We start from the raw sequence: 23,720 nt of genomic DNA, 5'->3' as shown, positions 1-23,720 counted from the left end.
CCGGACTGTTCAGAAAGGCGCAGGGAGGAAAGGAGCGGGGGCAAAATTGAGGAAGTGGCACTTTTTTGAGGCTGCAAGGGGAAGGAATTGCAAGTCCGGACTGGACGGAAAAGCGTGAGAAGGGGCAATAATGGGGAGTTTGCTCAGGCTGCATGAGTTAGTCGATTTACGTTCCGTGGCTCGGATTACTTAAAACCCCAATTTACCTCACGACTCAATCTTTATAAATTAGATATTCCCAGCAAAAGGTGATGCTCAGAGCAGCTTGTTCGTTTCGTTCGTTTTTTAGAAAATATTTGCATGCTCGCTCTCCTACTCAAGGAGCCATGATTTTTTACTGAATACCTCCGTTTTAGCTGCCAAATCCGCCGTCAGAAGCTATAAATCTTTGGAATGGAATCAGAAGGCAATGGTGAATGGCGCCGATTGCCCGGAAAATAGCTCTGAAGACTTTTAGATTGCCTGCCAAAACGGCAATATCGGGAGAAAATCAAATATATCGGCTATTATTTTCATATATCGGCTATTTTTACAATATATCGACTGAAAAAACATTATATCGACCAAAATAAAAATATATCGGCGATAAAATCAATATATCGATTTTACGAGGTTATTCGACAAATTTTGCTTTAGCCATATTATCCTTTACAAGCAGACCTGTTAACAGCCGGTCATCCCCATCAAAGAGCCGCCCATGTAAAAGGAACCGCCCCCCAGTAAGAGCCGCCCCCATCAAAGAGCCGCCCATGTAAAGGGGAACCGCCTCCATCAAAGAGCCGCCCATGTAAAAGGAACCGCCTCCAGTAAGAGCCGCCCATGTAAAAGGAACCGCCTCCCAGTAAGAGCCGCCCATGTAAAGGGGAACCGCCCCCCAGTAAGAGCCCCTCATGTAATGGGAACCGCCTCCCAGTAAGAGCCCCTCATGTAAAAGGAACCCACCCCCAGTAAGAACCGCCCATGTAAAGGGGGAACCGCCCCCATCAAAGAGCCGCCCATGTAAAAGGAACCGCCTCCCAATAAGAGCCGCCCATGTAAAAGGAACCGCCCCCCAGTAAGAGCCGCCCATGTAAAAGGAACCGCCTCCCAGTAAGAGCCCCTCATGTAAAAGGAACCGCCTCCCAGTAAGAGCCCCTCATGTAAAAGGAAAACACCCCCAGTAAGAACCGCCCATGTAAAGGGGGAACCATCCCCATTAAAGAGCCGCCCATGTAAAAGTACCGTCCCCACCAGCAACCCACCCGCCGCAGCCGGAATCCAATTCAGCGTAACACTTTTCCAACAGCATCGCCCCTTTCCCCTTCATAACGCAAAAAAAAAATAGACTACCATTTAGGCAGTCTACTAAGGTGTTATCCATGGTGGTGCTTTTTCTTGTTCATCGGGGATACACGGTTTACAAGCTCTGGGGATAGACATTGGATTGCGCAGAAGCAATCCAGATCTACTTCGATGCAAAAGTCGGATTTTTCAAGTCCGAAGAAGTCTTCTGCGCACGGGTCGCAAACGCTGATTGTGTCGCCGTCTACATTCACTGGTTTAAGCAGGGAAAGGGTAGCGCAGCAATCTCTTAGGCTTTCGACGCGGAAGAAGATTGTTTCGAAGCAAGTAGCGTCATCCATAAATCCGCCTACATTTCCGAATGCTGAGAATAGTTTTCCTTTTTTATCAAATAACAAGAACGGAATTGTATCACGGCCAGGCATAGCTGATGGGCTAAGCAGGTTGCTGTAGCAGCTGGTAGGGCAGCTTTCCTCGACAGCCTCTTGTTCTGCCAGGATGTTTTCGACCGCTTTGCATACACAGCTATCGAAGTCGTATTTTCCATGGGATTTTCCGCAGCTCATGTTTTCATCTCCTTAATAATTGGTTGATTGACATTAGTCTTTAACAACATATGTGGGGACCTATCCGTTGGTGTGGGTGAACGTCACGAGTATTTGGATGGATGCGGAAAAAGAAGGAAAAAGAAAAAGCAGGCGGGGAGCCTGCTTTTTTTTAGGGGGAGAATTAGAAGATGTCGATGGATACGACAAGAGCAAGAAGGATCTGGATAAGCAATTGCAAGGATACAGCGATGTCTGTGTCTGTTGTTTTTACATTTACGTTGCGGGAGTTTTCGATAACCAATTTTTGTGCGCTTGCTTGAGTGATTGTCGCTTTTTGCAAGAGATCTTGTGTAACCATTTCAGCACGGGCGCTGTCAGCGATTGTTAGATTGATGACTAGGGCGATGGCCACTTGAAGTGCTGCTTGGAGGGATACACCGATTTGTGTTTCAGTTGTTGTAACCTCGATATCACAAGAGTCTTTGATGATGATGGTTTCAGAAGAAAGCTGGTTCGTGTTGCTTACTTGATCGAAGTTCTGATCTACCTCTCCGTTATTATCGCACATTGTGCCAAGTCTGTTGCTGCATTCTGTAGGGTGGGAGCAGCTTCTGTCGTTGGCAACCCAAGAGTAATTTGACATGTTCATTTTCCTCCTTTCATTGTAATACTATTAAATGTTTGGATATCAGCTTTTGTTTAGACAAACATCCTGAGGCAATAACCCATTTTTTGATTACTCGTTGTTTTTCTTGTTTTTAAGCATGTCTCGTAGTGTTGTGTTTTTTGGTGCTTCTGCTTTAGGAGCTTCTTCGTCTTCTTTTTTCTTGGCTTGAGCTTCGATGAATTCGTCTACTTTCGCTTGCAGGTCGAGTACAACGGCTTTTATTTTCTGTTTTTGGTCTTCTGTAAGCTGTTTTTTTGTATCGTCCGTAATGTTGTTTTTGTTAAATACATCGGAAACAAACAGCTGCATGAGGGTTGAAGAAATGTCGTTCAGGTTTTTGCTTGACATGGTAGTCACTCCTTTTGATTATAGTTAAGAAAGGGTTACAGAATGTCGATCTGCAGCAACAGAGCCAGCAGGATTTGAATGAGCAGCTGCAGGGATATCGAGACGTCTGTATCAGTAGCTTTAACCGTTACATTCTCAGAGCCGATAATGATGATGCGCTGTTTCTTTCGTTGCTGAAGGACGGCGCTGGTTAAAATATGCTGGGTCACTTGTTCTGCTCGTGAACTGTCTGCAATCGTCAAATTGATTACAAGGGCGATGGCCGCCTGGATTGCAGCTTGTATGGAAAGAGCGAGCTGAGTGTCGGTGGTTTCGACCGTAATTTCGTTTGAGTCTTTAATGTAGATGCCTTCGTCCGATTGCTGAAACAGCGAGATTGTCTGCTCTGTATCCTGACTCACTGGTTCATCCATGACTGACCGATCATTAGACAAATGATTCACTCCTTTCCCATATATACATAGTTAATGCAGCTCTGATATGTTTGGACTGATGAAAACATACAGTTTTCAGGTGATTTTTTTCATATCTGTTTACTCCGTTCATATTGTAATAGAGGAACGGAAGGTGAAGAAGATGTTTGAAAGCTGGTTAACATTTTGTTTATTTGCGTTAGCTGTTTTTCGTCTGACAAGGCTGATCGTTTTTGACAAAATCATGGAATGGCTGCGGAGACCATTTCATGAAGAATACACTGTGGATGGCGTAATTTATATTGAAATGAAAGGAAAAGGGCTAAGAAGGTGGATTGGGGAACTTTTAAGCTGCTATTGGTGTACCGGGGTGTGGTGTTCAGGGTTCCTTTATGGAAGCTGGCTCTTGTGGCCGGAAGGGACAGAGCCGCTGGTTTGTATATTGGCGCTTGCCGGATTTGCCGGAATGATTGAGTCTGCTATATCAAGATTGCTGGATTAGGTTGATGACTCAGTACAAATTCTTTTCATCAATCATAAAATACCTTATCACCGAACAAGGAAGGTGCTCTGGCAATGAAGCAACCATATTTGAATTCCAATCCTCAGCCTGCTGTACCTGTGCAGCAGGTTTCTAAGCCTGTAAAGAAAAAAGGCTGCGGCTGCGGGAAAAAAAGATAAGTGAAAAAGGGCAGGTGTAAACCTGCTCAGCCTGCAGAGAACCCGATGGTTTTTCTGCAGGCTTTTTTGTAGTTGGATTAACATACAAATATAAGGTAATTTTTTTCATAGGAAAAGTAATTATATTGGAAATACGGGCAATAAAACGAAAGTACGGACAATAAATCTGAAGTACGGACAATAAATCTGGAATACGGACAATAAATCTGGAATACGGACAATAAATCTGGAATACGGACAATAAAACAAATTACGTACCGGAACTGGACCAAAATCTGTGAGGTTTAACACCACAGTGCAGCCTTCAGTCTCAAAAACCGGCCGACCAGGAAACAATGCCTCTGTACGATCTAGCGGATTTTGTCGAAAAGTAATTATATTGGAAATACGGACAATAAAATGAAAGTACGGACAATAAATCTGGAATACGGACAATAAAACGAAAGTACGGACAATAAATCTGGAATACGGACAATAAAAAATTTCCTTACCGCAACGGATCCCAAAATCCGGACCGGTTTAACGTATAATTTCGGCTTTCAGCCTAAAAAAGGCAGACCAGTATACAATGTGACTGCCCAACTTAGCTAATTAGGGCCAATATTTCTTATTCTGAAACGGTTCGATAAGCACCCGCATTTTGTATGCCTCTCGCCGGCAGCAGACTGGCTTCAAACGCTCATTCGATGCTTCCGGTTTAGAATCCATCCGGTTCTCCCTACATGCACTCTCCACTCTGCGGTGGATTGGATCTTTTTTGTGCCCATGTAATTTGCTCTCCATATTCTATATAAAGAGGCGGTGAAGAATATTGGCGAAAAAAAAGCTCAGTAAAGAATTTGAAACGTTTATGGGCGATCGGATGAAGGGGCATGATTCGGTAATGAAAAAAAGCGACTCCTGGCTGAAGGGGAAAGATAAAGAGCTGAATAAGCTTGATGCAGCAGCTGATGGATTTGAGGCAGAAATGGAGAGAGCCGCTCAGGATATGGAGAAATGGATTGTTAAGAAATCCGGGCGAAAATAAAACAGGGGACAAATGTACGAATGTCCATACCCTTTTCAGACAATCTACATATGTTGTAGAGAAGAAGGAAAGGGAGGTGCTTGGCTAATGTCTTATGGATGTTATGGATATGGTGGCGGCTACGGCGGTGGCGGTTACTACGGTTCTACTTTCGTTCTAATCGTAGTATTGTTCATTCTTTTGATCATCGTTGGTGCTTCTTTCTACAACTAATAAACTTGCAGTCTCCTTCAAAGATGTGCAAACAGGAAAGTACGGGTTTAGAGCCCGTACTTTCTCCGTTTAGAAACACATGCACCATTTTTTGGGCACCTTCATAGGATAAATCAACAGTAAGGAGGCAGAAAAAATGGATAATAAATTCTTTAAAAATATTGAAAAGAAAACTGGCGTTAACATGAATGAAATTCTTAATCTTGCCAACTCCCTGCAAAACGCAAACTTCCGTGATGAAAATACAGTTCGCGGTGTTATCCGGAAAGTCGCTCAAATTGCAAACAAAAAAGTGCCAAAAGAAACCGAAGACAAAATCGTCAATTCCATTGTGAACGGAAAAGAAAAACTGGATTTTAATACGATCTCTAAAATGATTAATAAGAAATAAAGAGAAGCCTTTCGTCCCATTTGGATGAAAGGCTTTCCTGATTTAATTGAGCTCCTGCTCCTGAATCATGTCCGGGGACGCTTTCATCTTAGGTCCGCTGAAAACGTTTGGCCATTTAATATCAAGACGTGCCCGTTCGTAGACCGAGGTGCTGATGATTTCTGCTACATCCTGTAGCTTGTCCTTGCTGATTTTATCAATGGAATCCTGCGGAGTGTGATACCACGGCTCAGTTGGATTATGAATGAAGAGAGCTGCCGGAATTCCTGCTTCCGCAAACGGCACATGGTCACTTCGGCCGCCTTGGCCGAATGGAGTTGGCTCTCCATTCAGCTTTTTGCTCTTATCCTGGGCAAGCTCTGTCACTAGATTTGCTTTTCCGTCCAGGGTGAGCATGACAAGATCTCCTGCATCCTTGCTTCCAACCATGTCCAGGTTAAAGTTTGCGATGGTCCTGCTGATTTCCTCATCTGAGAGGCTTTCCACGTAGTGATAAGAACCGATAAGTCCGACTTCCTCGGCTCCAAAGGTAACGAACCGAAGCTCCGTGTCCGTTGGCACATGCTGATAAATACGTGCCATTTCAAGAGTCATCGCTGTACCGGAAGCGTCATCATTGGCACCGGGAGCTCCTTCAACTGAATCATGATGGGCACCGATGACGATTACATCACTTTTTTTATTTTTTGATACAACCGGCTTTTTTGTCGCGATGACGTTATGGGAGGTGCGGGTCTCTACTTTTCCGCCTTCCACATGTAAATGGGCCGTTCCGGCATCGCCGCTGCTGATTTTGGCTGCAAGCGCCTCGCCCTCTGCTTTAGTCAGCGTGACGGCGGGTACATATTTTTCGTTTGCTGCCCCTAGTGTGCCGCTTAATGCACCAGTGGTATTGTTGTAAATGATGACCCCGGATGCTCCTTTTTCTGCAGCATTTAACACTTTCTCGGCAAAACTGATTTCGCCGCGTTTAATCAAAGCGATTTTACCTGTTAAATCCAAGGTTTGAAGCTCATCTTTTTTCCCAAGGCCTGCAAGAACAAGCTCCCCTGATACTTTGCCGCCGACTGTGTATGTAAATGAACCGGGCTTAAAGGTTTCCGATCCTACGGTAAGCTCAATTTTTGTTGGCGCGTCATACCCCTCAAAAGTAAATGGCTGAACCTTGGTTTTGTACCCGTACGATTCAAATTTCTTCTTTACATACTGTACAGCTCCCCATTCAGATTCGGTCCCTGCAACACGAGGTGTTTTAGAAAGCTCTGCAATCGTGCTGTACATGTTCTCTGCATTAATCTTTTTTAAGATTTTTTTCTCGGTTACATTCAGCTCGAATGCCTGCTCTGCAGGTTTAGCATAAGCCGTTTGCGCACCTGCGGCCCCTAGGATGAGAGAAGCGGCAAGGACAGAAGCAAAAATTGGTTTCTTCATTATAAACCCCCTAAAAATGATAGTCTTACAGTTTCATTTTATATTGTTTCGGCAAGCGAAATAAGTGACATAATGACCGAACAATAGTAGTCTGAATTTTCTATTTTTTGATGCATTTTGTAGATTATGGGAGTTTAAGAAGGGGGCTTTGGAAGCACTTTGGAAATAATTGTTTAAATATGTAAGGGGTGATGGGAAACATATACCAGACTCATCGAGGGTAGGAGGGAAGCAGACGGATGCAGCAGGGGCAGGTCTCCTGCGCGGGGAAGCAGAACAGATGATACCCACTCTTACGCTAAACAGGGAGCGGTTTCAGCCTGCAGCATGCAATAACTGTCAGCATCCTTTATCTGTTCGTTTTTTTACGCTGTTTTCGTAAGGTGTTTTTAATTTGTTAAGAATATATAATATATCATATGTTAAAATATAGAAAATAGAATTGACATTAGTTAAGAGACTTTCTTAACGATAGGGGGGTTATGAGATGGGTATAGCTTTACTTGTACTTGATATCCAAAAGGGTTTTATTGGTGATGAAGCTCGGATGCCAGTAGCAAAACATCAAATCGAACCAATGTTAGAAAAAGTTAATAGAATTGTTGAAAAAGCTGACAGTCAAGGTGTCCCTGTTGTGTATATAGGTAATGAATATGAACCTAAACAGTTTATTGTGAATTTTTTAACCAAAAATTCAGCATTAAAAGGAAGTGAAGGTGCTGAATTAGATGATAGATTGCTAATGGTGAATAATTTATATTTTCCTAAAAACAAAGGGAATGCATTGAGTAATTCAGAACTTGTTTCATATTTAATGACTAATGAGATTAAGCATATTGTTATTGTAGGTTTATTTGCAGAGGGTTGTGTAGCCTCAACAGCACTTGACTCAATTCGTAGGAATTTCACTGTAACAGTAGTAAGAGATGCAGTTGCAAGTTCGAATGATATAAAAAGAGAGAAGTCATTAAAGTTTCTAAATAATAGAGGAATTGCCGTTTTGGACTCAACAAAATTAATAGAGTTGTTCCATAAATAACAGGGCTATCTTGTATTTCGGATTTAAAAAGTATTTTATGCACTTCTAAACATATCCACTGTAATGTAATTTGATTTTTGGCAAGCACCAAACAAAAGTTGTCTGCGTTCTTTGTGAGCAACTTTTTTACTTTGGTCAAGGTATCGGAACCAATATAAATAGTTATCCAAATAATTCGTTGCAACACCTTGAAATCTCTCCATAAACTGCTTTAATCGTTTGTGATAAGCATTAACGTGTTGGATATGAAAAATAGATTTCTTCACATAAATTCCTTTTCTCATATTTACCATTTCGTGTTGTAAGCCCTTATCCTTAGCAAACCTTTTGTAGTTTGTAGCTGTATCGCTACATAGCAAAGCAGAGGTGTCGATATATACACCTAACACCTTGTCTATATCCGTCGATTTGATACGCCCTTTTCCTGCCATTTGAGAAATAACTTGTCCATTTCGGTCTTGAGCAACGAGAACGCAGATTTGCTCCTTTGAAATGCCTCTTTTCGTAGCCACACCACCACGCTTACTAGGTTTTCTATGAGTAATAGATTTTTTCCCTTTATCACTTTCCAGAAAAATGTTTCATCCCTCTCTACAATCCCTTTTAAGGTTTGATTTCCTAATGAACGGATAGCTTTTAGAATTTTATGTCGCCAATAAAAAGCCGTAGAAATATGAATTTCCAAGGCTTCTGAAATTTTGGGTAGAGTATAACCCTCAATCATCATTTCAAAGTGTTTGAGCCACTTATGAGGGTATCGAGATCCTGATAATGGAGTATTTGTCATATCGTTAAAGGTCTTACCGCAATCCTTGCAAAGATAACGTTGTCTTGCACGATATTTACCATTCTTCTTGACTGATAGACTCCCACAGTGAAGACACGCCAGACCGCCAGAAAAACGAGTTTCACGAATGTCTTTGAGCATCTTCGCAATATCTTCCCGTTCTTCTGGAAACAAGTCTTGTTTCATTGCTTCAAATAGGGCTAATTGCTCTGATTTTGATGAGTCACTAATATTACGATAAACGTGTCTCCACATATCCGAACACCTCCATAAATGGCAATATATCAGCCTATTTATAGTATGGTCAAATAGCAACAATCTATGTGAAAACAGCCTTTTTTTAAAAGCAAGGCTCTGTTAATGTTGTTGTTGATTTTCCTTTTGAACCAGTGGGCAGTTTAACTAAAGAATCAGGTATTCTTAGAAGGGAGTTGAAGTAGTACTCTGGTAAAAAAAGTGCGGGAATTAAAAATGTAAAACAATTTGAGGAGGAAATTAAAATGAGAATAGAGAGTGAGAGAATTTATTTAAGGCCTCTTTGCGAGTTAGATGCACCTATGATATTAGAAAACACAATGGATAAAGAAATACGTTATATGACTGGAACGAAATCTAATTTTTCACTGGATCAAATTAAGAACCATATTGAAAATGTTAATAATGATTCAAGTCGCTATGATTTCGCTATTTGTTTAAAAGGTACTGACGAAATGATTGGGGATTTATCGATTTTAGAAATAGATGAGGAGAACAAAAAAGCAGGATTCAGAATATCGATGGCTTCTATTTCATTAACAGGTAAAGGATATGGTACTGAAGCTATAAACATTGTTCTAAGAATTGTTTTTGAACAACTCCAATTAAATCGTTTACAGTTAGAAGTATTTAGCCATAATTTGCGTGGAATTAGAGCGTATGAAAAGGCAGGGTTTGTAAAAGAAGGCGTCTTACGTCAATCCTTATACTATAATGATTCGTACTCAGATGAAATTGTTATGTCATTACTTAAATGTGATTTTAAAAGTATGCTATTGTAATAATCCAAGATACAAATGCTAGGTTGATAGCTTTTAATACATAAATAAGGGATCAATCGGTTAGAAGATTGTGAAGTAATATACTTAAACTAACGGTTGCTTTAGGTGAAGAAGACGCCAACAACAAAAATTCATAAATGAGTTCATTTCGGATGAAATATCAACATTAACGTATAACAGAGCCAAAAGCAATAAGGCAAATAAAATGAGCAAAGTGAGAACACTTTGCCCAGGCTTCTCCATCTGCTATATATGTTTGGCGATGGCATATAAAAGATAAATAACAAGAGTTACGGCGAGAGCGATCTTCGAAGCATCCTTAATCCGCTTGTCTGGAAAAGTGATATTCACTAAATAAAAGAAACCAGCGGCCCAAACTCCAGCCTGAAAGAAAGTAAATAAAATATTATAAAGTACAGATAAAAAATCCATCTTCACAACTCCTTTCCGTCTTGTGTTCTATATGTATTTCTAAAATCCGAAATAATGCTTTTCCTATCGGGCAGACGAGCCTGAAATTTTACCGGGCAATCCTGATGGTGGATTCAGCTAATAGAATTGAGGGAAAATTGAGGGGTTCTATTCATGAAATCACTATTCAAGGGGAAGGAGATTGAAGAATGTTCTACTGGCCGTTCTGATTATGCTGCTGCTTTTTCATTCGTTCTTTCCATTTATGGAGTGGTTGATTCTTGCTGCCGTTTTGCCTTCCTACGCTTTGTTGACTGCATTCACTTCGAAAAAATGACTTCTTATGCATACAGGATTGTGGTGATTTTTAGTGCAGGGATATTAAGTATTTGCATGATGAATTTTTTTCTCCCTGAAAATATCCTTTTTTCCCAGCTATTATTGTATTTATCGCTATGATTGTCAGGAGAGTGGCTTTTATCACTTTTGGGGGATGCGACTAAAAGAATGAAAGAGGATGGTTGGTGAGGGACCAATGAAATACCCGGTTTCCGCTGCCGGCCGGCATTTTGCTTTGAAAATAGAAAACCCCCTGCCTTGCATGATGAACTGCAATGCGGGGGTTTCTTCTAAGACAGGTGGTCACCCTGCTTCCTATTGTTCAATTGCCTGAAAAAATCGTGATGGGGCACTTTTTTTTCCGCGCCGCGTTTGAGGAGCAGATAAATAGAGCTCGTATTGGGCGCGGGTCATCGCCACATAAAGCAGCCTGCGCTCTTCTTCAAATGCTGCAAATTCCCCGTTACGTGCAGACTCAAGAGAGAAATCGTGAGGGATGCTGCCGTCCACTGCACCGAGGACATAGACGTATGGAAATTCAAGGCCTTTTGATCGGTGAATCGTCATTAACCGGACACCGTTCGCCTGATTTCGGCCATTTCTTTTAAGATCAGCAGAGAGGGCGGTCATGTGATCCGCATGCTCCAGCAGTTCTTTTATCGTGCTGAACTTTTTGGCTGCAACTTTTAAATCCTGAAGGTCGTCGGAACCTTTCTCGATTTTGTTCCCTTCATTGCCCCGTTTTTTAATGGTGTCTGCGAGCCCCATTTTTTTCTCGATAACAAGAAGTGCATCAAGTGGCGCCATTGTACGGATCCGCTGAAAATAAGGAAGGATGTCCTTGATTTTCTTTTGCTGGAAAGGCTTTATGTCCTTGATATGAATGAGAGCTTCAAGCAGTGTACAATCATTCATTATGGATAATGCTTTTACATCCTGCAAAACCTGTGATTTCAGGAATAGGGCAAAGACGAGGTCTTTCATCGCTTGACCATCATCCGGATTGACCGCCAATCTTAAATAAGCCAGCGGGGTCCGAACCATTTTCCTCTCGTAAAAAGAGCCGGTTTCCTGGTCAATTGCATAGGGAATGCTGGACTCGCTCAGCCGCTCAAATATCGCCCGGCCGCCGGTATGGGTGCGGTAGAGGATGGCAAAATCCTCAGGTCTGCGTCCATTGAGCATTTTCTCCTTCAGATCGTTGACGATGAGGGTTGCTTCCTCCTCTTCATCATAAGGGTAAAAGAACAGCGGTTTGACTCCATTTGTGAAGGTGGCATCCATTCTCTTTTTGTGGCGCTCTCGGTTTTTAGCAATCATTTTGTTGGCTGTTGCGACAATTTCATGGCTTGACCTGTAGTTGGAAGCAAGGTGAATAACCTTCGCTCCCGGAAAATCTTTTGTGAATTGAAGCAGAAAGGCGGGATTGCTTCCACGGAATGCATAGATAGACTGATCATCGTCTCCCACTGCAAAAACGGATTGCCGGCGCTCTGATAATAGTTGAATCATTTCATATTGGACTTGATTGATGTCCTGAAATTCATCAATGAGGATCGAAGCAAATCGTTTTTGATACATTTCACGAATCTCATCGTTGTGTTCCAGCAGCAGCAGGCACTGCAGCAGCATATCATCAAAATCAAACTGGCCATTGGCCTCTTTAAACTCTTCATATCTTTTATATAGAAAGGAAGCTTTTTCCTCCCATTTGTCTGCGCATTTAATGTCAGCAGGTGAAAGCCGGGAGTTTTTCCAAAGTCCTATCTGCTGAAGCGCCTGATCAAAAGGGAACTCTGTTTCATCAAGCTTCAGCTCTCGGCCGGCTTGCTTGACGTATTGCTCGCGCTGCCATTCCTTTAAAAGATGTTTAGAATCCCAGCGGCTCCTGTCGTGGTGAGTAAGAATACGATAAAAGATGCCATGGAAGGTCCCTGTCACCATGCGGTTCACCTGCTGAGGCGAAAGACCATACAGCGAGGACATCCGCTCTTTCATTTCCTTCGCGGCCTTCACAGTAAATGTGATCAGCATAATAGAGGCCGGGTCGGCTCCTTTCTCCTGAATTAAATAAGCAGCCCTTGAGGTCAAAACCCTGGTCTTCCCGCTGCCGGCTCCTGCCAGTACAAGGGTAGAGGCTGCTTCAGAAGTGACCGCTGCATGCTGTGCCTGATTAAGCGTAACGTCATCAAAAAGCGTAATGAGCGGATCTTCCTTTTGAGTGAACGGAGCAATCAATCCTGGAAAATCAGGGTTTCTCCATACCGTGGAAGCATCTGAATCGGATACCGGCTTGTTCTTAGGCATCCGAAACCCTCCAGATGACGTTTCCTGGTGATCTGGTTTTAGAGGCTTCGAAGGAATATATGCGTTTACACAGGCCTCTGAACCGGATTGATCTGTATGGATGAATTCAGGAGGAGAAGAGATCCTGAACTGCAGGATAACCGGACGTCCGCAAACAGGGCATGTCAGGAGACCGGCTTTACTTAAGTTATAAAGCTTTTGAAAATCCCCTCTGGGATACGAAGGGAGTTCTATCAATCTATCAGAAAATTTCGCAAAAAACATTTGGTTTCCTCCCATAAAATCACTTTAGGGCACGTATATTATATGTAAAATAGACAACAACCATCTTAACAGATGGCTAAAAAAAGAAAAAGGTAATGAAGGCGTTTTTTATTAAAATATTGGGGTATGTTTATATAAAGGAGAGTGGGAGAATGAGCTGGGTCGCGCCTATTCAAAATGATCAGTACATACAGTATGCCAATCGCTCTGTGCCTGTAAAAAATGATTATGCTGCACTTAACCGTGTTCAAAAAATCCATCTTCAACGCGATAAAATGGAGGAAGAACGCAAGTTTGAGGAAAACCGGTTTTCAAGATTATTTGAACGCGCCAAACGGTCTTCTGAACGGACATTGCCTTCTGAGCCCGGAAAAGGACTTTCATTTGATATCAGGATATAAACAGCTTCAGGTTAATAAAAGCTTCAGTTATGCTGACCGGTTAATATTTCGGCAGCAGAACCGCCTGATCATTGCCATAAGAGGGGGAGACTGCTCTGAGCGCCAGGAGCAGTCTGTATAGACCGGATAAGGTCTTATTTTTTTTGGACAAACAGCCCATCTCCTTTGCGCCATTCAGCATAAAGGACATGCTGATAGGAGTGAATGTGCTGGACAGATAATTCTGTAGCAAGCCATTCTTCAGTAAGGCCTGCTTCTTCTAAATTATCCCGCTGAACAGCCCCATCCAATATCAGGCTGTAAGGAAGAACAGGCTCAGTCCCATCCATGGAAAAGTCCGACCGGACCGGCATTTCATATTGATGCTTTTTTAAAATGCTCACACTGCCATCCGTTTCTAGAATGGCAAATTCAATCTCTCTTATAGAAAAGGTGCCTTTTGACCGGATCAAATGCTGCAGCTGATTTAAGTCAAGCTTCTCTTTCTTTAACTGATCCTTCAATATGTTTCCGTTCCGTATTACAATGGTTGGACTCCCTTCCATGAGAATCCGGGCTTTGTTAGATTTTTGGGTAAACCACTCTATTATGAAGATCAAAATTCCCCAAATGGCAATGGCAAAGAGGATATCTGCTATCCCGATATCTTCGTCATAAACGGCATTCCCCACCAATTCCCCGAGGACGAGAGCAGAAATAAAATCAAAGGTAGTAATTTGTGTGATCTGTGTTTTCCCAAGGAGCCTTGACATGACAAACAATCCGAAAAATCCCACAACCAGTTCAACTGCTATTTTAAACATATCCATGACAATCACCCTTAGTAGCTTGCACAGCTAACCGGACTTTCACTCAAATAAAAACCGGCAGCGGATTTCCGCTGTCGGTTATGTACGTTTTTTAATCATCGTTACATGTGGAATGCCGGCATCCATGAATGTACCTGAGCGTATTTCATAGCCGAGTTTTTCATAAAATGGTACCGCCTGGGTTTGCGCATTCAGCTTGAATTTTTCAATATTAGGCGCTGCGATGACTTCAAGCTCTTTCATGATTATTTTACCGGCACCTCTCCCGCGATGGGAGGGAAGGATGCAGATGCGCTCGAGTTTCCCATAGCCATCCAACTCCCTTATTCTTCCGGTTCCGACTGGCTGGCTTTCATCGTAAAGCACTACATGAACAGCTGCTTCCTCATGCTCGTCTACTTCTTCTTCTGCCGGCACTTTTTGCTCTTCTACAAATACCTTCATGCGGATAGAAAAGGCATCCTGCATTTCTTTTTCTGTCTGAACGACTTTAGCGTGCATCAAAGATCTCCTTTTTCAAGGATAAACGTCTCGTATACCGTCCAGGCTCCGTTTTCAAGCTGATAAAGAAGATGGAAGCGGTCAATCATTTCAATATGATGATTCTCCTGCATTTTAAGCTGTCCAAGTACATCTGCCATTTCTGCATCCGATAGTTTTTGGCCAATGGTGATATGAGGAACAAATGAATATTCGGGCTCCTCTTCCAAAGCACCGGTATAAAGCTCATTATGAAGGGCTATCAGATTGTCATTCGGTTCCGCTTTTAAGTAAATAACATTATTAACGGGAGAAAAGGAGCTGATTTTTTGAACTTCCAGCTGAACAGGGCTGAATTTTTTAGCGATAGCCCGAAGTTCTTTGGAAATTTCTTTTATATTCTCATCCGATGCTTCAAACGGAGTGCGCAGGGTCAAATGCGGCGGAATGAGCGCATAATGAGGGTCATAGCGTTTTCGGTAAGAATTCGCCAGATCTTGAAGTTTTTTTGCCGGGAATAAGACAATTCCGTATTTCATTCAGGTTCCCTCCATTAGTTGAATAGTAAATTAGAACATGGCCTTCAGCGCATCAGGAAGCAAAGGCTGCCAATGAGTCCATGTGTGGTCTCCATCAAATTCTTCATATGTGTAAGGAAATCCTTTTTTTTCGATCGCTTTTTGCAATTCACGATTCGGTTCGATAAAATTCTGCACCTCTCCGGCAGTGGTTTTTACTTCAGTTTCTCTTATGCCGACCTGATGGTAAATCGTCATTTCCGGTCCTGATGTAAAGGACGAAACGGCCTCAAGCACCTGTGCATCAACATAAGGAGACTGCATAATGATTTTGCCAAAAATGCTCGGATAATCGAGAGCTGTCATGAATCCGATCGTAGCTGCAAGCGAATCACCGATCAGGGCACGGCCCTGACCCACCTGATAGGTCGGAAATTCCCGGTCCAGAAAGGGAACCAGTTCATGAGCGAGAAAACGCTTGTAGGCAGCAAACTTCGCCCCTTCAGGATGGTATTTCTCTCTCCGGTCCTTAACGTTTTTATAAGGAATTCCCACGATAATTAAATTTTCAGCGTTTCCGGTTTCCAGAAGTGATTCATATTGGCGGGCAATCCGCCCAAGCCTGAAGTAATCCTGACCGTCCTGGGCAATCAGGACGCTGTATTTATAGAGCGGTGAAAAGCTTTTGGGCAGGTAGGTGAGTACTGTCAGCTCTTCATCTAATGCCTCTGAAAAAAAAGAAGATTCTTTAACGATTCCAGTTTGCTTCTCCACTTGTAAGTCCTCCAGATGAATGTAATACAAGCTAAAAATTCACTTTTGAATTCGCTTCCACTTATTTTATCACGATTCTGGAAAAAATGCCGTTTTCAAAAGAGCAGAAAAGAATGAATGAAAAGCTTGAAAAAATCATAGATATACGGTAAGGTTATAAAAAATTCATATATTTCCGACGATTTATTCTTATCCAGAGAGGTGGAGGGACTGGCCCTGCGAAACCTCAGCAACCGGTAGACACGCGAACGTGACTGCGTACCAAGGTGCTAAATCCAGCAAGCAACTCGGAGCTTGGGAGATAAGAGGAAGAAATGTTTAAGCGACAAGCCTTCTTCTTATTTCAGGAGAAGGCTTTTTTGTATTCTTTTATTAAAAGAAATGAGGGGATAATATGACAAAACATACAGAAACGATCCTGGCTCAAATAGGCAACCGCAGTGAACAGGCGACAGGCGCCGTCAATCCTCCGATTTACTTAACGACAGCCTATCGCCATGCAGGAATTGGAGAGTCGACGGGCTTTGATTACATACGGACGGGCAACCCGACGAGAGCAATCGCTGAGCATGCTGTTGCGGAGCTTGAAGGAGCAGATCAGGGCTTTGCTTTCAGCTCCGGGATGGGGGCGATTCAGACGATTATGGCTTTGTTTAAAACAGGTGATGATTTAATCGTTTCGTCGGACATCTATGGCGGAACGTACCGGCTTTTTGAGCAGGAATGGCGCAAATATGGATTAACGTTTCAATATGATTCATTTACAAACCTGGAGCATACTGAAGCGAGAATCCTCCCAAATACAAAAGCGATTTTTCTAGAAACGCCAACGAATCCGCTTATGCAGGAAGCGGATATAGCAGCGGTCGCACAAATGGCAAAAAAGCATGGACTGCTGCTGATTGTCGATAACACTTTTTATACACCGGTCATCCAGCAGCCGCTGAAAAGCGGAGCAGATATTGTCATTCACAGCGCAACCAAGTACTTGGGAGGGCATAACGACCTGCTCGCCGGAATTGTGGCAGCGAAAGGCGAAGAGCTCTGCAGGGAGCTTGCGTCCCACCATAATGCAATCGGAGCCGTTTTATCCCCTTTTGATTCCTGGCTCCTGATCAGGGGGTTGAAAACGCTGGCATTAAGAATGAGGCAGCACGAGCTCAATGCTGCAGAAGTGGCGAAATTTTTAGAGGAAAGTCCAGAGGTAACGGATGTCCTTTATCCGGGAAGAGGGGGCATGCTTTCCTTTCGAATCGCTAAAGAGGAGTGGATCAACCCCTTTTTGAAAAATTTGAACATCATCACGTTTGCAGAGAGTCTTGGCGGGGTTGAAAGTTTGATGACGTATCCGGCTACCCAGACGCATATGGATATACCAGAAGAAATACGTACGGCAAACGGTGTCTGTAACCGGCTTCTGCGCTTCTCGGTGGGAATAGAGCACGCAGAAGATATCAAAGCGGATTTGAAGCAGGCATTCGAGGCTGTTAAGGAGGCGGAAAAAATTGAGCAATACTGATTGGTCAATGCAAACGAAGCTGCTGCACAACAGCCATAAAACAGATAAGGAAACGGGAGGAGTCAGCGTTCCCGTTCACCTGTCCTCCACTTTTCATCAGACTGATTTTGATCAGTTCGGGAAATATGATTATGCACGTTCAGGCAACCCGACAAGGGAAGTGCTCGAGAGGGCAATTGCTGATTTGGAAGGCGGTGCAAGAGGATTTGCTTTTTCCTCCGGAATGAGTGCGATCTCGACTGCCTTTCTTTTATTATCAAAAGGGGATCATGTTCTGGTGACTGAAGATGTATACGGAGGCACGTACCGGATGGTAACGGAGGTCCTGAGCAGATTTGGCATTGAATATACATTCGTGGACATGACGGATCTTCACAACGTTGCATCCAAAATCCGTCCAAATACAAAAGTGATCTATTTGGAAACCCCTTCTAATCCGCTTTTAAAAATTACAGATATCCAAGGGATGGTAAAACTTGCAAAAGCGAATGGGTGTCTTACTTTCCTGGACAATACGTTTTTAACCCCTGCACTGCAGCGTCCTCTTCAATTGGGGGTAGACGTTGTCCTTCACAGCGCAACAAAGTTTTTAGCCGGGCACAGTGATGTAGTAGCCGGACTTGCCGCAGTCAAAGATGAAGAATTGGGAAATCAGCTTTACAAGCTGCAGAATTCATTCGGGGCAATTTTAGGTGCACAGGATTCCTGGCTGGTGCTAAGAGGGCTCAAAACCCTTCATGTCAGGCTAAAACAGTCAACCGAATCCGCCCATAAGCTTGCTGCGTTTCTTTCTAAGCACCCTGCAGTAGAGGAAGTATATTATCCAGGCTTATCCTATCATCCGGGCTGGTCGGTGCAGCGTTATCAGGCAGAAGGGCCGGGAGCGGTGCTATCGTTCAAGTTATCGGATGAGGACGCGGTTAGAAAGCTCGTTCATCATGTGCAGCTCCCGGTGTTTGCAGTGAGTCTCGGAGCGGTGGAAACCATCCTCTCCTACCCGGCTAAGATGTCTCATGCGGCTATGCCCAGAGAAGAACGCTATGCAAGAGGAATTACAGACGGCCTGCTGAGAGTCAGTGTAGGCCTGGAAAAAGCAGAGGATTTAATCATGGACTTTAAGGCAGCCCTTGACCAGCTTCCAAAGACGAAGCCGCTGCAGTATGCAAGGTTATAAGTGAGGTTTTTAAGCATCAAATTCAGAAGGGTCTGCTGCAAAAACAATAGCTTGAGAGGGAGGGGATTGGCATAAAGTCGATCCCCTAACTGCTCAGGATCAAAAATAACTGGCTTGGACCAACACCCCAAAAACAAAGAGTGATACGGCAAAAAGCACAACGGCCATTGGGATCCTTTTGCTTTTGTACTCTCTAAGTCCCATCACAATTAAAAGCAGACCCATTAGGAGCATGGAAAGATCCAAAAGGGCAAAATCATCAGATAAGAAAATATATACACTTAGAACCAGGATAAGGAGCGACAGGAGCACCTGGAACATTTTTAATATAGCGGTTCAATCCCTTCTTTTTTTGATGAAATTATCCGATATACACTTGAAACGATGAAAGGATGATAAAGGCAGAAGCACAGAGCTGGATATACCCCAATACTTTTTTCTCCTGATTGATGTCTTCGAATGCCCTTGTAAGGAGAAAGGCTCCCAAAGAGAAAATCATCATCCCTTGAAAAGCAAAATTCTGCGATAGAAGATTATACGCAGCAAGCAGGAGTGTCAGAGCAAAGAAAAACCACTTAAGGATACTGAACACGATTTTATCCCTCCATATTTTTCTAAATTATAGCATGTGAGGGCTTTCCTGCTTAAAGATCCGTTAGCTGGAAGAGGATTTGAAGTCAAAAAAAGTGCCGTTTCTTTTATGAGAAATCGGCACTTTGTGAAGTTTGCACGTTATCGTGATGCTTTTGGGGGCTGGCATACATCGCACTTACGCTGGTTGTTGTTCTTGAATTTGGTAAAGGTTTTTTCAAATTGGCTGCCGCATGCACATTGGAATAGCAGCTTTTGAGAGAAACCATGATATTCCGCAGTCAGAAGCTTGCTTTCAGAATTTTTCCTTACAAATTCGCTGATTGTGCCAATCGTCCATCGTTTGTTCATTCGCATACACCTCTATTATTATTCGAAATGCGAAGATTTTTCTTTGCATCCGTTTGTTTAACATTGAGTGGTTTAGTATAACACGGTGTATGTCTGAATGAAATAGGGAACCATTTGAATTTAGTTTGCCCCTTCTTCTGCAGCATACATTGCTTTTGTGGCCGCAGAGGGCGGCTTCATCACTGCTGCCAGAAGAAGAATGGAAAGAAGAATCATTGCGGAGGCTCCCGAGACGATCACAGCCCTAAGCGGAAACCAGTCCCCGGAAATTCCGATCCCAAGAACACAAACGATTTGAAAAAGGGAAATTAACAATCCAAGTGCACTCCCCACTCGTCCCATTATGTCCGATGGCACGTGGTTTTGATAAAATGTCCAGATTCCGGTGTTTGCAAAAGCCATAGAAAAAGCAAGAATGAAAAAACCTGCGGCAGCCCATAAAAAGGAGGAGGAAAGGGAGTAGATGAAATAGCCTCCCGCAATCAGCATGCCACCCCAGCCAATCAATGCTGATGGCTGCAATCTGTTCACAGCTAATCTATTGATAACGGATCCCGTAAGCAATCCTATACCTGAGATGCTTACAAGCATGCCATAGGCGCTTTCGGAAAGCCCTAATATTTCCTGAGAAAATACGGCTTCCTGAGAGTCGAGAGCGGCTGCCATCATCATGAGTCCGCTGTACAGGAGATAAACAGCCATCACACTGCGCGCTGATTTCATATACCTCATCACCATTCTCCAGTCACTGGCCAAAACAGCTAACGAGAAATTTTTCCCTGGAGGATGTGCCTTCATTTCCAAGCTTGGCAAGAAAAAAAGCAGCAAACCCGATAGGGAAAACGATAAAGCGTTCGCAGCAAAGGCAAGCTCCGGCTTTCCAGCCATAAACAGCAGTCCCGCAAGAGCCGGACCCAATATGAAAGAACCGGACCAGGCAAGACTTTTGTAAGAGTTAAACACTTGCCTGCTTTCAGAAGGGATCAGCTTAACCGCGTAAGCAGACGCTGCCGGATCATAAAACGCATCCGCCATACAAATCACAAATACGAGCGCATAAATAACCGGAAGGGAAGGCGTGGTTAAAAGAAGCAGGACCAGAATCGCCCTGGCAAAGTCAAGTCCGATCATCAGATTTCTTTGAGAATAGCGGTCTATCAGGCTTCCAGCCCAAAACGAGGTCATCATGCCGGCTAGCGGACGAATGATGTACAGCCCGGCAACCGCTGCAGCCGAATCGGTCATTTGATAGACCAGCAAATTTAAAGGAATAAAATAAATCCAGTCACCAAGATTAGAGATTCCGGTGGAGCTTAAGAGAATGGCTGCTTTTCTGTTCATCAGAATCCCCCTAAATCGATATTTTATCCACTTTATACCAAGAGACCTGTGGAGGCAAGGGAAATTGTGAAATTTTAAGGAAAGAAAAAGGGAGAAAGAGCCGATGGGATCCATCAGCTCTTTCTCCTGTTCTTAATCACCCAGAATTCAGGAGGCCACAGGCATGCATTAAAAAGAAAAGGACCTCCGCAAAGAAGTCCGTTTCATTCTATGAGAGTTCCATAAAGTCGATGACGTCTCCGCCATCAAATCCTGCAGCCAATATGACTCCATCCGGAAATAGACCGGCATTGAGCTTAACATATTCCTTCACATAACTAATCACCAAAACTGTGCCAAGGAATAAGCCGGCAGGCAAATGATCCTCTAAAATCTGATAAATCGGTGCAAATACCGGGAGATATTGTTCCACAGATAACGGGGCGTAATCCTTTGAAAAAGCCCAGTCGCCTTCTTCATCCCATTCCTCTGCACCCGTTATGTAAAAGCTTATTGTATCGTCTGTCTCATACAATGCAAAGTGCATTGCCTCGATTTCAGCCGGAGGCTTTTTCTGTTGAAGCAGCTCTGTAAGCCATGTTTCAAACTCACGGTAGCTTGATTCGTAATGTTTTTTCATTTCCTGTATGTGCTCTTTTATGCCAAGCTTCCCTGCGCGATCTAAAGTCCATTGCTTTCCGTCATCCAGTCCGTGAACCTGTTCGATCGCATCATAAATGGCATCCGTAAAGGCTTCCGTCTTTGCCATGATTGATTCACTCCCTCTTTATTTCAGCAGCCTTCTGGTCCGCAGGCATTCCCCGGATTCGCTGCGCCGCCAGCCTGTTCTTCGATAGCCTGTTCGATCGCTTCCTTAGAATGAAGTCCCTGAAGCCTTTGATTTCCGATAATGAAAGTAGGTACCGCTTGGATCTCAGCTGATCGCGCATGATTCAGCGCTTCCTTGTGGTCTTGAACATACGTCCCGCCTGTAATTGCATCCTGAAATGCTGCCTCGTTTAACCCAAGCTCACGAGCGATCCCGGTCAGAATATTCATATCTCCAATATTTAAGCCTTCCTGCCAATAGGCCTTATATACTGCATCTACATAAGCGAGTCCCTCTCCGTGCTCCTTGGCAAACTGGTAGCCTTGATGGGCAAGATGTGTATGCGGAACCGGGTCCAGCTCCATCGGCAGCTCCATCTCAACACCAAAGCGCTTAGCTAGAGGCTGTACCGACTGCTGATAAGCCTGCTGAATGTAATCGCTTTTTGGAGACATCGCTTCCATTGGATATGGACGGAGCTCAAAAGGCATAAACTCCACTTCTGCATCCTTTCCCTCCACAGCCTGCTTGAGCGGGGTATCGCCTATAAAACAGAAAGGGCATACAAAATCAGAAAACACCTGAATTTTAACCGTCATTATTGATTCCTCCTCCCAATTGATAGACCTATTGTAGCAAAAGCAGCGAAGAAACACGATTTAAATGAATAACTTGTTGACAGACAAACGGAGTGGAAATATAATAGAGAAAGTCAGCTGAAAGAGGCTGTCATTACATATTGCGATTCCTTAGCTCAGCTGGGAGAGCGCTACCTTGACAGGGTAGAGGTCGCTGGTTCGAACCCAGTAGGAATCATACGTTGAAAGAGTTGCCTTTTGTGGCAGCTCTTTTTTTATGCAGCTAAACTTAATTCGGCCAATCCATCTATTGAAAAATCAAAGTATACGAAGATCTTCACCGTAATAAGCGTTCAATAAGTAGACAAAACCCTGCTATTTTCTCAATTTTAAATAAATAGGCAAATTTCGTTTATTTTTGTAAAAAAGTGGAGTAGTATTCAGTGTGTACCTACGATACTAAAGGAGGAACAACATGAAAAACAAATTTACAGCATTTATTGCTTCCGGGATGTTGCTTTCAGGATTGGCTCTTCCTTGGTCCGCAAGTGCAAATGAAGTCCAAAAGCCTGTTCAGCCGGCAGTTAAAGGTGTTTATTCAGATGAATGGGTGGATGCCGGGATTGAGAGAAGAAGTACGAAGTTTGAAAAATATTCAGCGGGCGCAGTGATTCAAACGCTTGGATTTGCTTTGAGTGTTCCTACAGCCAGCGTGAGCAACTATTTAGCCGGTCTCGTCAATATGGTCGTCTTAGGTGAATACAAAGTCGTTTACTTAAAGGATCATAAGTCTTTCAGAATGGCAGGGGCGACGCTTCAGGTAAAGCATGAGATTGAAGTATACTCAGACAGCCACTATCAAAATAAAATCGGCGAGTATGAAATGATCACGAATGATACGGGCGGACCTAAATAAATGAACGGGAAGAGACTGGAGTGAACTCCAGTCTCTTGTTCTATTAAATGGAAATGAAAGAGAAAAGTAATCTTGGATGTAGATGCAAAATGAGCAGGATGATTGAGCGGATTGGGAGAGAATATTTTCGGTCTTTTTAGTCATTATTTTAAGCAAGTTTTGTTGCCTGGAAGCCGCTTTGGGTGTGCAAGCCACCCGTAATGGTCCTGAGTTGAGCAATTACATGGTTTCAGTTGGCTTTTTGGCTGGCCAAGGGGGCAATTGAATCATATCGAC

At 43.2% G+C, this 23,720-nt stretch carries 29 protein-coding genes, 1 tRNA gene, 1 pseudogene and 1 riboswitch; of the genes and pseudogenes, 12 read left to right on the top strand and 19 right to left on the bottom strand.

Going from position 1 to position 23,720, the window contains the following annotated elements:
- Positions 1 to 613 precede the first annotated feature (613 nt).
- The 5 genes from ACQCVE_RS17995 to ACQCVE_RS17975 all read right to left on the bottom strand — a co-directional run bounded on the left by ACQCVE_RS17995 (position 614) and on the right by ACQCVE_RS17975 (position 3,278).
- The gene (locus ACQCVE_RS17995; RefSeq protein WP_426863570.1) at positions 614 to 892 is read right to left on the bottom strand and encodes a hypothetical protein; all 279 of its coding nucleotides are present in this window, start codon (positions 890 to 892) and stop codon (positions 614 to 616) included.
- Positions 893 to 1,352: 460 nt separating this feature from the next.
- Positions 1,353 to 1,847, bottom strand: coding sequence for a CotY/CotZ family spore coat protein (locus ACQCVE_RS17990; protein ID WP_426847025.1), 495 nt, complete (start codon positions 1,845 to 1,847; stop codon positions 1,353 to 1,355).
- A 163-nt stretch (positions 1,848 to 2,010) separates the two neighbouring features.
- On the bottom strand, positions 2,011 to 2,472 hold the full coding sequence (locus ACQCVE_RS17985) for a spore coat protein (RefSeq protein WP_426847026.1): 462 nt from the start codon (positions 2,470 to 2,472) through the stop codon (positions 2,011 to 2,013).
- A 93-nt stretch (positions 2,473 to 2,565) separates the two neighbouring features.
- Positions 2,566 to 2,844: a spore coat protein gene (locus ACQCVE_RS17980; RefSeq protein ID WP_426847027.1), complete on the bottom strand. Its 279-nt coding sequence runs from the start codon at positions 2,842 to 2,844 to the stop codon at positions 2,566 to 2,568.
- A 35-nt stretch (positions 2,845 to 2,879) separates the two neighbouring features.
- A complete protein-coding gene (locus ACQCVE_RS17975) occupies positions 2,880 to 3,278 on the bottom strand; it encodes a spore coat protein (RefSeq protein WP_426863569.1) in 399 nt (132 codons plus the stop codon).
- 142 nt (positions 3,279 to 3,420) lie between these two features.
- Between ACQCVE_RS17975 and ACQCVE_RS17970 the strand changes: the two genes are divergently transcribed.
- From ACQCVE_RS17970 to ACQCVE_RS17955, 4 genes are all read left to right on the top strand, one after another.
- On the top strand, positions 3,421 to 3,759 hold the full coding sequence (locus ACQCVE_RS17970; protein WP_426863568.1) for a DUF1360 domain-containing protein: 339 nt from the start codon (positions 3,421 to 3,423) through the stop codon (positions 3,757 to 3,759).
- A gap of 990 nt (positions 3,760 to 4,749) precedes the next feature.
- Positions 4,750 to 4,965: a hypothetical protein gene (locus ACQCVE_RS17965; RefSeq protein WP_426847030.1), complete on the top strand. Its 216-nt coding sequence runs from the start codon at positions 4,750 to 4,752 to the stop codon at positions 4,963 to 4,965.
- 87 nt (positions 4,966 to 5,052) lie between these two features.
- Entirely contained in the window at positions 5,053 to 5,178 is a 126-nt protein-coding gene (locus ACQCVE_RS17960; protein ID WP_426847031.1) for a YjcZ family sporulation protein, read from the top strand.
- Between the two features lie 136 nt (positions 5,179 to 5,314).
- Entirely contained in the window at positions 5,315 to 5,569 is a 255-nt protein-coding gene (locus ACQCVE_RS17955; RefSeq protein WP_426847032.1) for a stage VI sporulation protein F, read from the top strand.
- Between the two features lie 42 nt (positions 5,570 to 5,611).
- Here the strand turns inward: ACQCVE_RS17955 and ACQCVE_RS17950 are convergent, their stop codons facing one another.
- Entirely contained in the window at positions 5,612 to 7,000 is a 1,389-nt protein-coding gene (locus ACQCVE_RS17950; protein ID WP_426863567.1) for a M28 family peptidase, read from the bottom strand.
- 487 nt (positions 7,001 to 7,487) lie between these two features.
- Between ACQCVE_RS17950 and ACQCVE_RS17945 the strand changes: the two genes are divergently transcribed.
- Positions 7,488 to 8,039 (top strand): cysteine hydrolase family protein, encoded by a 552-nt coding sequence (locus tag ACQCVE_RS17945; RefSeq protein WP_426863566.1) that lies wholly within the window; start codon positions 7,488 to 7,490, stop codon positions 8,037 to 8,039.
- Positions 8,040 to 8,074: 35 nt separating this feature from the next.
- Here ACQCVE_RS17945 and ACQCVE_RS17940 read toward each other — a convergent pair.
- Positions 8,075 to 9,081, bottom strand: a pseudogene (locus ACQCVE_RS17940) (IS1595 family transposase).
- A gap of 245 nt (positions 9,082 to 9,326) precedes the next feature.
- Here ACQCVE_RS17940 and ACQCVE_RS17935 point away from each other — a divergent pair.
- Positions 9,327 to 9,863 (top strand): GNAT family N-acetyltransferase, encoded by a 537-nt coding sequence (locus tag ACQCVE_RS17935; protein ID WP_426847035.1) that lies wholly within the window; start codon positions 9,327 to 9,329, stop codon positions 9,861 to 9,863.
- Between the two features lie 246 nt (positions 9,864 to 10,109).
- Here the strand turns inward: ACQCVE_RS17935 and ACQCVE_RS17930 are convergent, their stop codons facing one another.
- Positions 10,110 to 10,295 (bottom strand): hypothetical protein, encoded by a 186-nt coding sequence (locus ACQCVE_RS17930; protein WP_426847036.1) that lies wholly within the window; start codon positions 10,293 to 10,295, stop codon positions 10,110 to 10,112.
- A 153-nt stretch (positions 10,296 to 10,448) separates the two neighbouring features.
- Here ACQCVE_RS17930 and ACQCVE_RS17925 point away from each other — a divergent pair, with 153 nt between their 5' ends.
- Positions 10,449 to 10,733, top strand: a complete 285-nt coding sequence (locus ACQCVE_RS17925; protein WP_426847037.1) for a hypothetical protein — start codon at positions 10,449 to 10,451, stop codon at positions 10,731 to 10,733.
- Between the two features lie 195 nt (positions 10,734 to 10,928).
- On the opposite strand, the gene ACQCVE_RS17920 is transcribed toward ACQCVE_RS17925, so the two are convergent.
- A complete protein-coding gene (locus tag ACQCVE_RS17920) occupies positions 10,929 to 13,184 on the bottom strand; it encodes an ATP-dependent helicase (RefSeq protein WP_426863565.1) in 2,256 nt (751 codons plus the stop codon).
- A gap of 152 nt (positions 13,185 to 13,336) precedes the next feature.
- Between ACQCVE_RS17920 and ACQCVE_RS17915 the strand changes: the two genes are divergently transcribed.
- The gene (locus ACQCVE_RS17915) at positions 13,337 to 13,585 is read left to right on the top strand and encodes a hypothetical protein (RefSeq protein WP_426847039.1); all 249 of its coding nucleotides are present in this window, start codon (positions 13,337 to 13,339) and stop codon (positions 13,583 to 13,585) included.
- Between the two features lie 134 nt (positions 13,586 to 13,719).
- Here the strand turns inward: ACQCVE_RS17915 and ACQCVE_RS17910 are convergent, their stop codons facing one another.
- The 4 genes from ACQCVE_RS17910 to ACQCVE_RS17895 form a co-directional block, all read right to left on the bottom strand.
- Positions 13,720 to 14,394 (bottom strand): DUF421 domain-containing protein, encoded by a 675-nt coding sequence (locus ACQCVE_RS17910; RefSeq protein WP_426863564.1) that lies wholly within the window; start codon positions 14,392 to 14,394, stop codon positions 13,720 to 13,722.
- A gap of 78 nt (positions 14,395 to 14,472) precedes the next feature.
- Positions 14,473 to 14,895, bottom strand: coding sequence for a GNAT family N-acetyltransferase (locus ACQCVE_RS17905; protein ID WP_426863563.1), 423 nt, complete (start codon positions 14,893 to 14,895; stop codon positions 14,473 to 14,475).
- On the bottom strand, positions 14,895 to 15,413 hold the full coding sequence (locus ACQCVE_RS17900; RefSeq protein WP_426847042.1) for a YjcG family protein: 519 nt from the start codon (positions 15,411 to 15,413) through the stop codon (positions 14,895 to 14,897). Before ACQCVE_RS17900 ends, ACQCVE_RS17905 begins: the two co-directional genes overlap by 1 nt.
- Positions 15,414 to 15,443: 30 nt before the next feature.
- Positions 15,444 to 16,166 carry an esterase family protein gene (locus ACQCVE_RS17895; protein ID WP_426847043.1) on the bottom strand — a complete coding sequence of 241 codons (723 nt, stop codon included), beginning with the start codon at positions 16,164 to 16,166 and terminating at the stop codon, positions 15,444 to 15,446.
- A gap of 186 nt (positions 16,167 to 16,352) precedes the next feature.
- A riboswitch (SAM riboswitch) is annotated at positions 16,353 to 16,474 on the top strand.
- A gap of 86 nt (positions 16,475 to 16,560) precedes the next feature.
- On the opposite strand from ACQCVE_RS17895, the gene ACQCVE_RS17890 reads away from it, so the two are divergent.
- Both ACQCVE_RS17890 and metC read left to right on the top strand, forming a co-directional pair.
- A complete protein-coding gene (locus ACQCVE_RS17890) occupies positions 16,561 to 17,685 on the top strand; it encodes a methionine biosynthesis PLP-dependent protein (RefSeq protein WP_426847044.1) in 1,125 nt (374 codons plus the stop codon).
- A 7-nt stretch (positions 17,686 to 17,692) separates the two neighbouring features.
- The gene (gene metC, locus ACQCVE_RS17885; protein WP_426847066.1) at positions 17,693 to 18,859 is read left to right on the top strand and encodes a cystathionine beta-lyase; all 1,167 of its coding nucleotides are present in this window, start codon (positions 17,693 to 17,695) and stop codon (positions 18,857 to 18,859) included.
- Positions 18,860 to 18,958: 99 nt separating this feature from the next.
- Here the strand turns inward: metC and ACQCVE_RS17880 are convergent, their stop codons facing one another.
- From ACQCVE_RS17880 to ACQCVE_RS17855, 6 genes are all read right to left on the bottom strand, one after another.
- Positions 18,959 to 19,084 (bottom strand): DUF3953 domain-containing protein, encoded by a 126-nt coding sequence (locus tag ACQCVE_RS17880; protein WP_426863576.1) that lies wholly within the window; start codon positions 19,082 to 19,084, stop codon positions 18,959 to 18,961.
- Between the two features lie 136 nt (positions 19,085 to 19,220).
- Positions 19,221 to 19,451: a hypothetical protein gene (locus ACQCVE_RS17875; protein WP_426847046.1), complete on the bottom strand. Its 231-nt coding sequence runs from the start codon at positions 19,449 to 19,451 to the stop codon at positions 19,221 to 19,223.
- 140 nt (positions 19,452 to 19,591) lie between these two features.
- A complete protein-coding gene (locus tag ACQCVE_RS17870; protein ID WP_426847047.1) occupies positions 19,592 to 19,801 on the bottom strand; it encodes a hypothetical protein in 210 nt (69 codons plus the stop codon).
- A gap of 120 nt (positions 19,802 to 19,921) precedes the next feature.
- Positions 19,922 to 21,142: an MFS transporter gene (locus tag ACQCVE_RS17865; protein WP_426863562.1), complete on the bottom strand. Its 1,221-nt coding sequence runs from the start codon at positions 21,140 to 21,142 to the stop codon at positions 19,922 to 19,924.
- A 208-nt stretch (positions 21,143 to 21,350) separates the two neighbouring features.
- Positions 21,351 to 21,890, bottom strand: a complete 540-nt coding sequence (locus tag ACQCVE_RS17860) for a hypothetical protein (protein WP_426847049.1) — start codon at positions 21,888 to 21,890, stop codon at positions 21,351 to 21,353.
- 23 nt (positions 21,891 to 21,913) lie between these two features.
- Positions 21,914 to 22,549 carry a DsbA family oxidoreductase gene (locus ACQCVE_RS17855; protein ID WP_426847050.1) on the bottom strand — a complete coding sequence of 212 codons (636 nt, stop codon included), beginning with the start codon at positions 22,547 to 22,549 and terminating at the stop codon, positions 21,914 to 21,916.
- A 144-nt stretch (positions 22,550 to 22,693) separates the two neighbouring features.
- Here ACQCVE_RS17855 and ACQCVE_RS17850 point away from each other — a divergent pair.
- Together ACQCVE_RS17850 and ACQCVE_RS17845 are read left to right on the top strand one after the other, a co-directional pair.
- Positions 22,694 to 22,766 (top strand) — tRNA-Val (locus ACQCVE_RS17850).
- A 237-nt stretch (positions 22,767 to 23,003) separates the two neighbouring features.
- Positions 23,004 to 23,444 carry a hypothetical protein gene (locus ACQCVE_RS17845; protein ID WP_426847051.1) on the top strand — a complete coding sequence of 147 codons (441 nt, stop codon included), beginning with the start codon at positions 23,004 to 23,006 and terminating at the stop codon, positions 23,442 to 23,444.
- Positions 23,445 to 23,720 lie beyond the last annotated feature (276 nt).

Origin of the sequence: Metabacillus sp. 113a (assembly GCF_050107635.1) — a bacterium.
Classification (GTDB): domain Bacteria; phylum Bacillota; class Bacilli; order Bacillales; family Bacillaceae; genus Metabacillus_B.
Note: the sequence above shows the minus strand (reverse complement) of the source record. Positions and strands in the feature narration are given on the sequence as shown.

Bases quoted from the DNA above. Each gene is read 5' to 3' on its own strand.
- ACQCVE_RS17855 (WP_426847050.1), bottom strand. From the start codon at position 22,549: ATGACGGTTAAAATTCAGGTGTTTTCTGATTTTGTATGCCCTTTCTGT.
- ACQCVE_RS17925 (WP_426847037.1), top strand. From the start codon at position 10,449: ATGAAATCACTATTCAAGGGGAAGGAGATTGAAGAATGTTCTACTGGC.
- ACQCVE_RS17900 (WP_426847042.1), bottom strand. From the start codon at position 15,413: ATGAAATACGGAATTGTCTTATTCCCGGCAAAAAAACTTCAAGATCTG.
- ACQCVE_RS17870 (WP_426847047.1), bottom strand. From the start codon at position 19,801: ATGAACAAACGATGGACGATTGGCACAATCAGCGAATTTGTAAGGAAA.
- ACQCVE_RS17945 (WP_426863566.1), top strand. From the start codon at position 7,488: ATGGGTATAGCTTTACTTGTACTTGATATCCAAAAGGGTTTTATTGGT.
- ACQCVE_RS17930 (WP_426847036.1), bottom strand. From the start codon at position 10,295: ATGGATTTTTTATCTGTACTTTATAATATTTTATTTACTTTCTTTCAG.
- ACQCVE_RS17845 (WP_426847051.1), top strand. From the start codon at position 23,004: ATGAAAAACAAATTTACAGCATTTATTGCTTCCGGGATGTTGCTTTCA.
- ACQCVE_RS17915 (WP_426847039.1), top strand. From the start codon at position 13,337: ATGAGCTGGGTCGCGCCTATTCAAAATGATCAGTACATACAGTATGCC.
- ACQCVE_RS17990 (WP_426847025.1), bottom strand. From the start codon at position 1,847: ATGAGCTGCGGAAAATCCCATGGAAAATACGACTTCGATAGCTGTGTA.
- metC (WP_426847066.1), top strand. From the start codon at position 17,693: ATGCAAACGAAGCTGCTGCACAACAGCCATAAAACAGATAAGGAAACG.
- ACQCVE_RS17995 (WP_426863570.1), bottom strand. From the start codon at position 892: ATGAGGGGCTCTTACTGGGGGGCGGTTCCCCTTTACATGGGCGGCTCT.
- ACQCVE_RS17920 (WP_426863565.1), bottom strand. From the start codon at position 13,184: ATGTTTTTTGCGAAATTTTCTGATAGATTGATAGAACTCCCTTCGTAT.
- ACQCVE_RS17960 (WP_426847031.1), top strand. From the start codon at position 5,053: ATGTCTTATGGATGTTATGGATATGGTGGCGGCTACGGCGGTGGCGGT.
- ACQCVE_RS17935 (WP_426847035.1), top strand. From the start codon at position 9,327: ATGAGAATAGAGAGTGAGAGAATTTATTTAAGGCCTCTTTGCGAGTTA.
- ACQCVE_RS17865 (WP_426863562.1), bottom strand. From the start codon at position 21,142: ATGAACAGAAAAGCAGCCATTCTCTTAAGCTCCACCGGAATCTCTAAT.
- ACQCVE_RS17910 (WP_426863564.1), bottom strand. From the start codon at position 14,394: ATGGATATGTTTAAAATAGCAGTTGAACTGGTTGTGGGATTTTTCGGA.
- ACQCVE_RS17955 (WP_426847032.1), top strand. From the start codon at position 5,315: ATGGATAATAAATTCTTTAAAAATATTGAAAAGAAAACTGGCGTTAAC.
- ACQCVE_RS17905 (WP_426863563.1), bottom strand. From the start codon at position 14,895: ATGCACGCTAAAGTCGTTCAGACAGAAAAAGAAATGCAGGATGCCTTT.
- ACQCVE_RS17970 (WP_426863568.1), top strand. From the start codon at position 3,421: ATGTTTGAAAGCTGGTTAACATTTTGTTTATTTGCGTTAGCTGTTTTT.
- ACQCVE_RS17890 (WP_426847044.1), top strand. From the start codon at position 16,561: ATGACAAAACATACAGAAACGATCCTGGCTCAAATAGGCAACCGCAGT.
- ACQCVE_RS17980 (WP_426847027.1), bottom strand. From the start codon at position 2,844: ATGTCAAGCAAAAACCTGAACGACATTTCTTCAACCCTCATGCAGCTG.
- ACQCVE_RS17985 (WP_426847026.1), bottom strand. From the start codon at position 2,472: ATGTCAAATTACTCTTGGGTTGCCAACGACAGAAGCTGCTCCCACCCT.
- ACQCVE_RS17860 (WP_426847049.1), bottom strand. From the start codon at position 21,890: ATGGCAAAGACGGAAGCCTTTACGGATGCCATTTATGATGCGATCGAA.
- ACQCVE_RS17880 (WP_426863576.1), bottom strand. From the start codon at position 19,084: ATGGGTCTGCTTTTAATTGTGATGGGACTTAGAGAGTACAAAAGCAAA.
- ACQCVE_RS17950 (WP_426863567.1), bottom strand. From the start codon at position 7,000: ATGAAGAAACCAATTTTTGCTTCTGTCCTTGCCGCTTCTCTCATCCTA.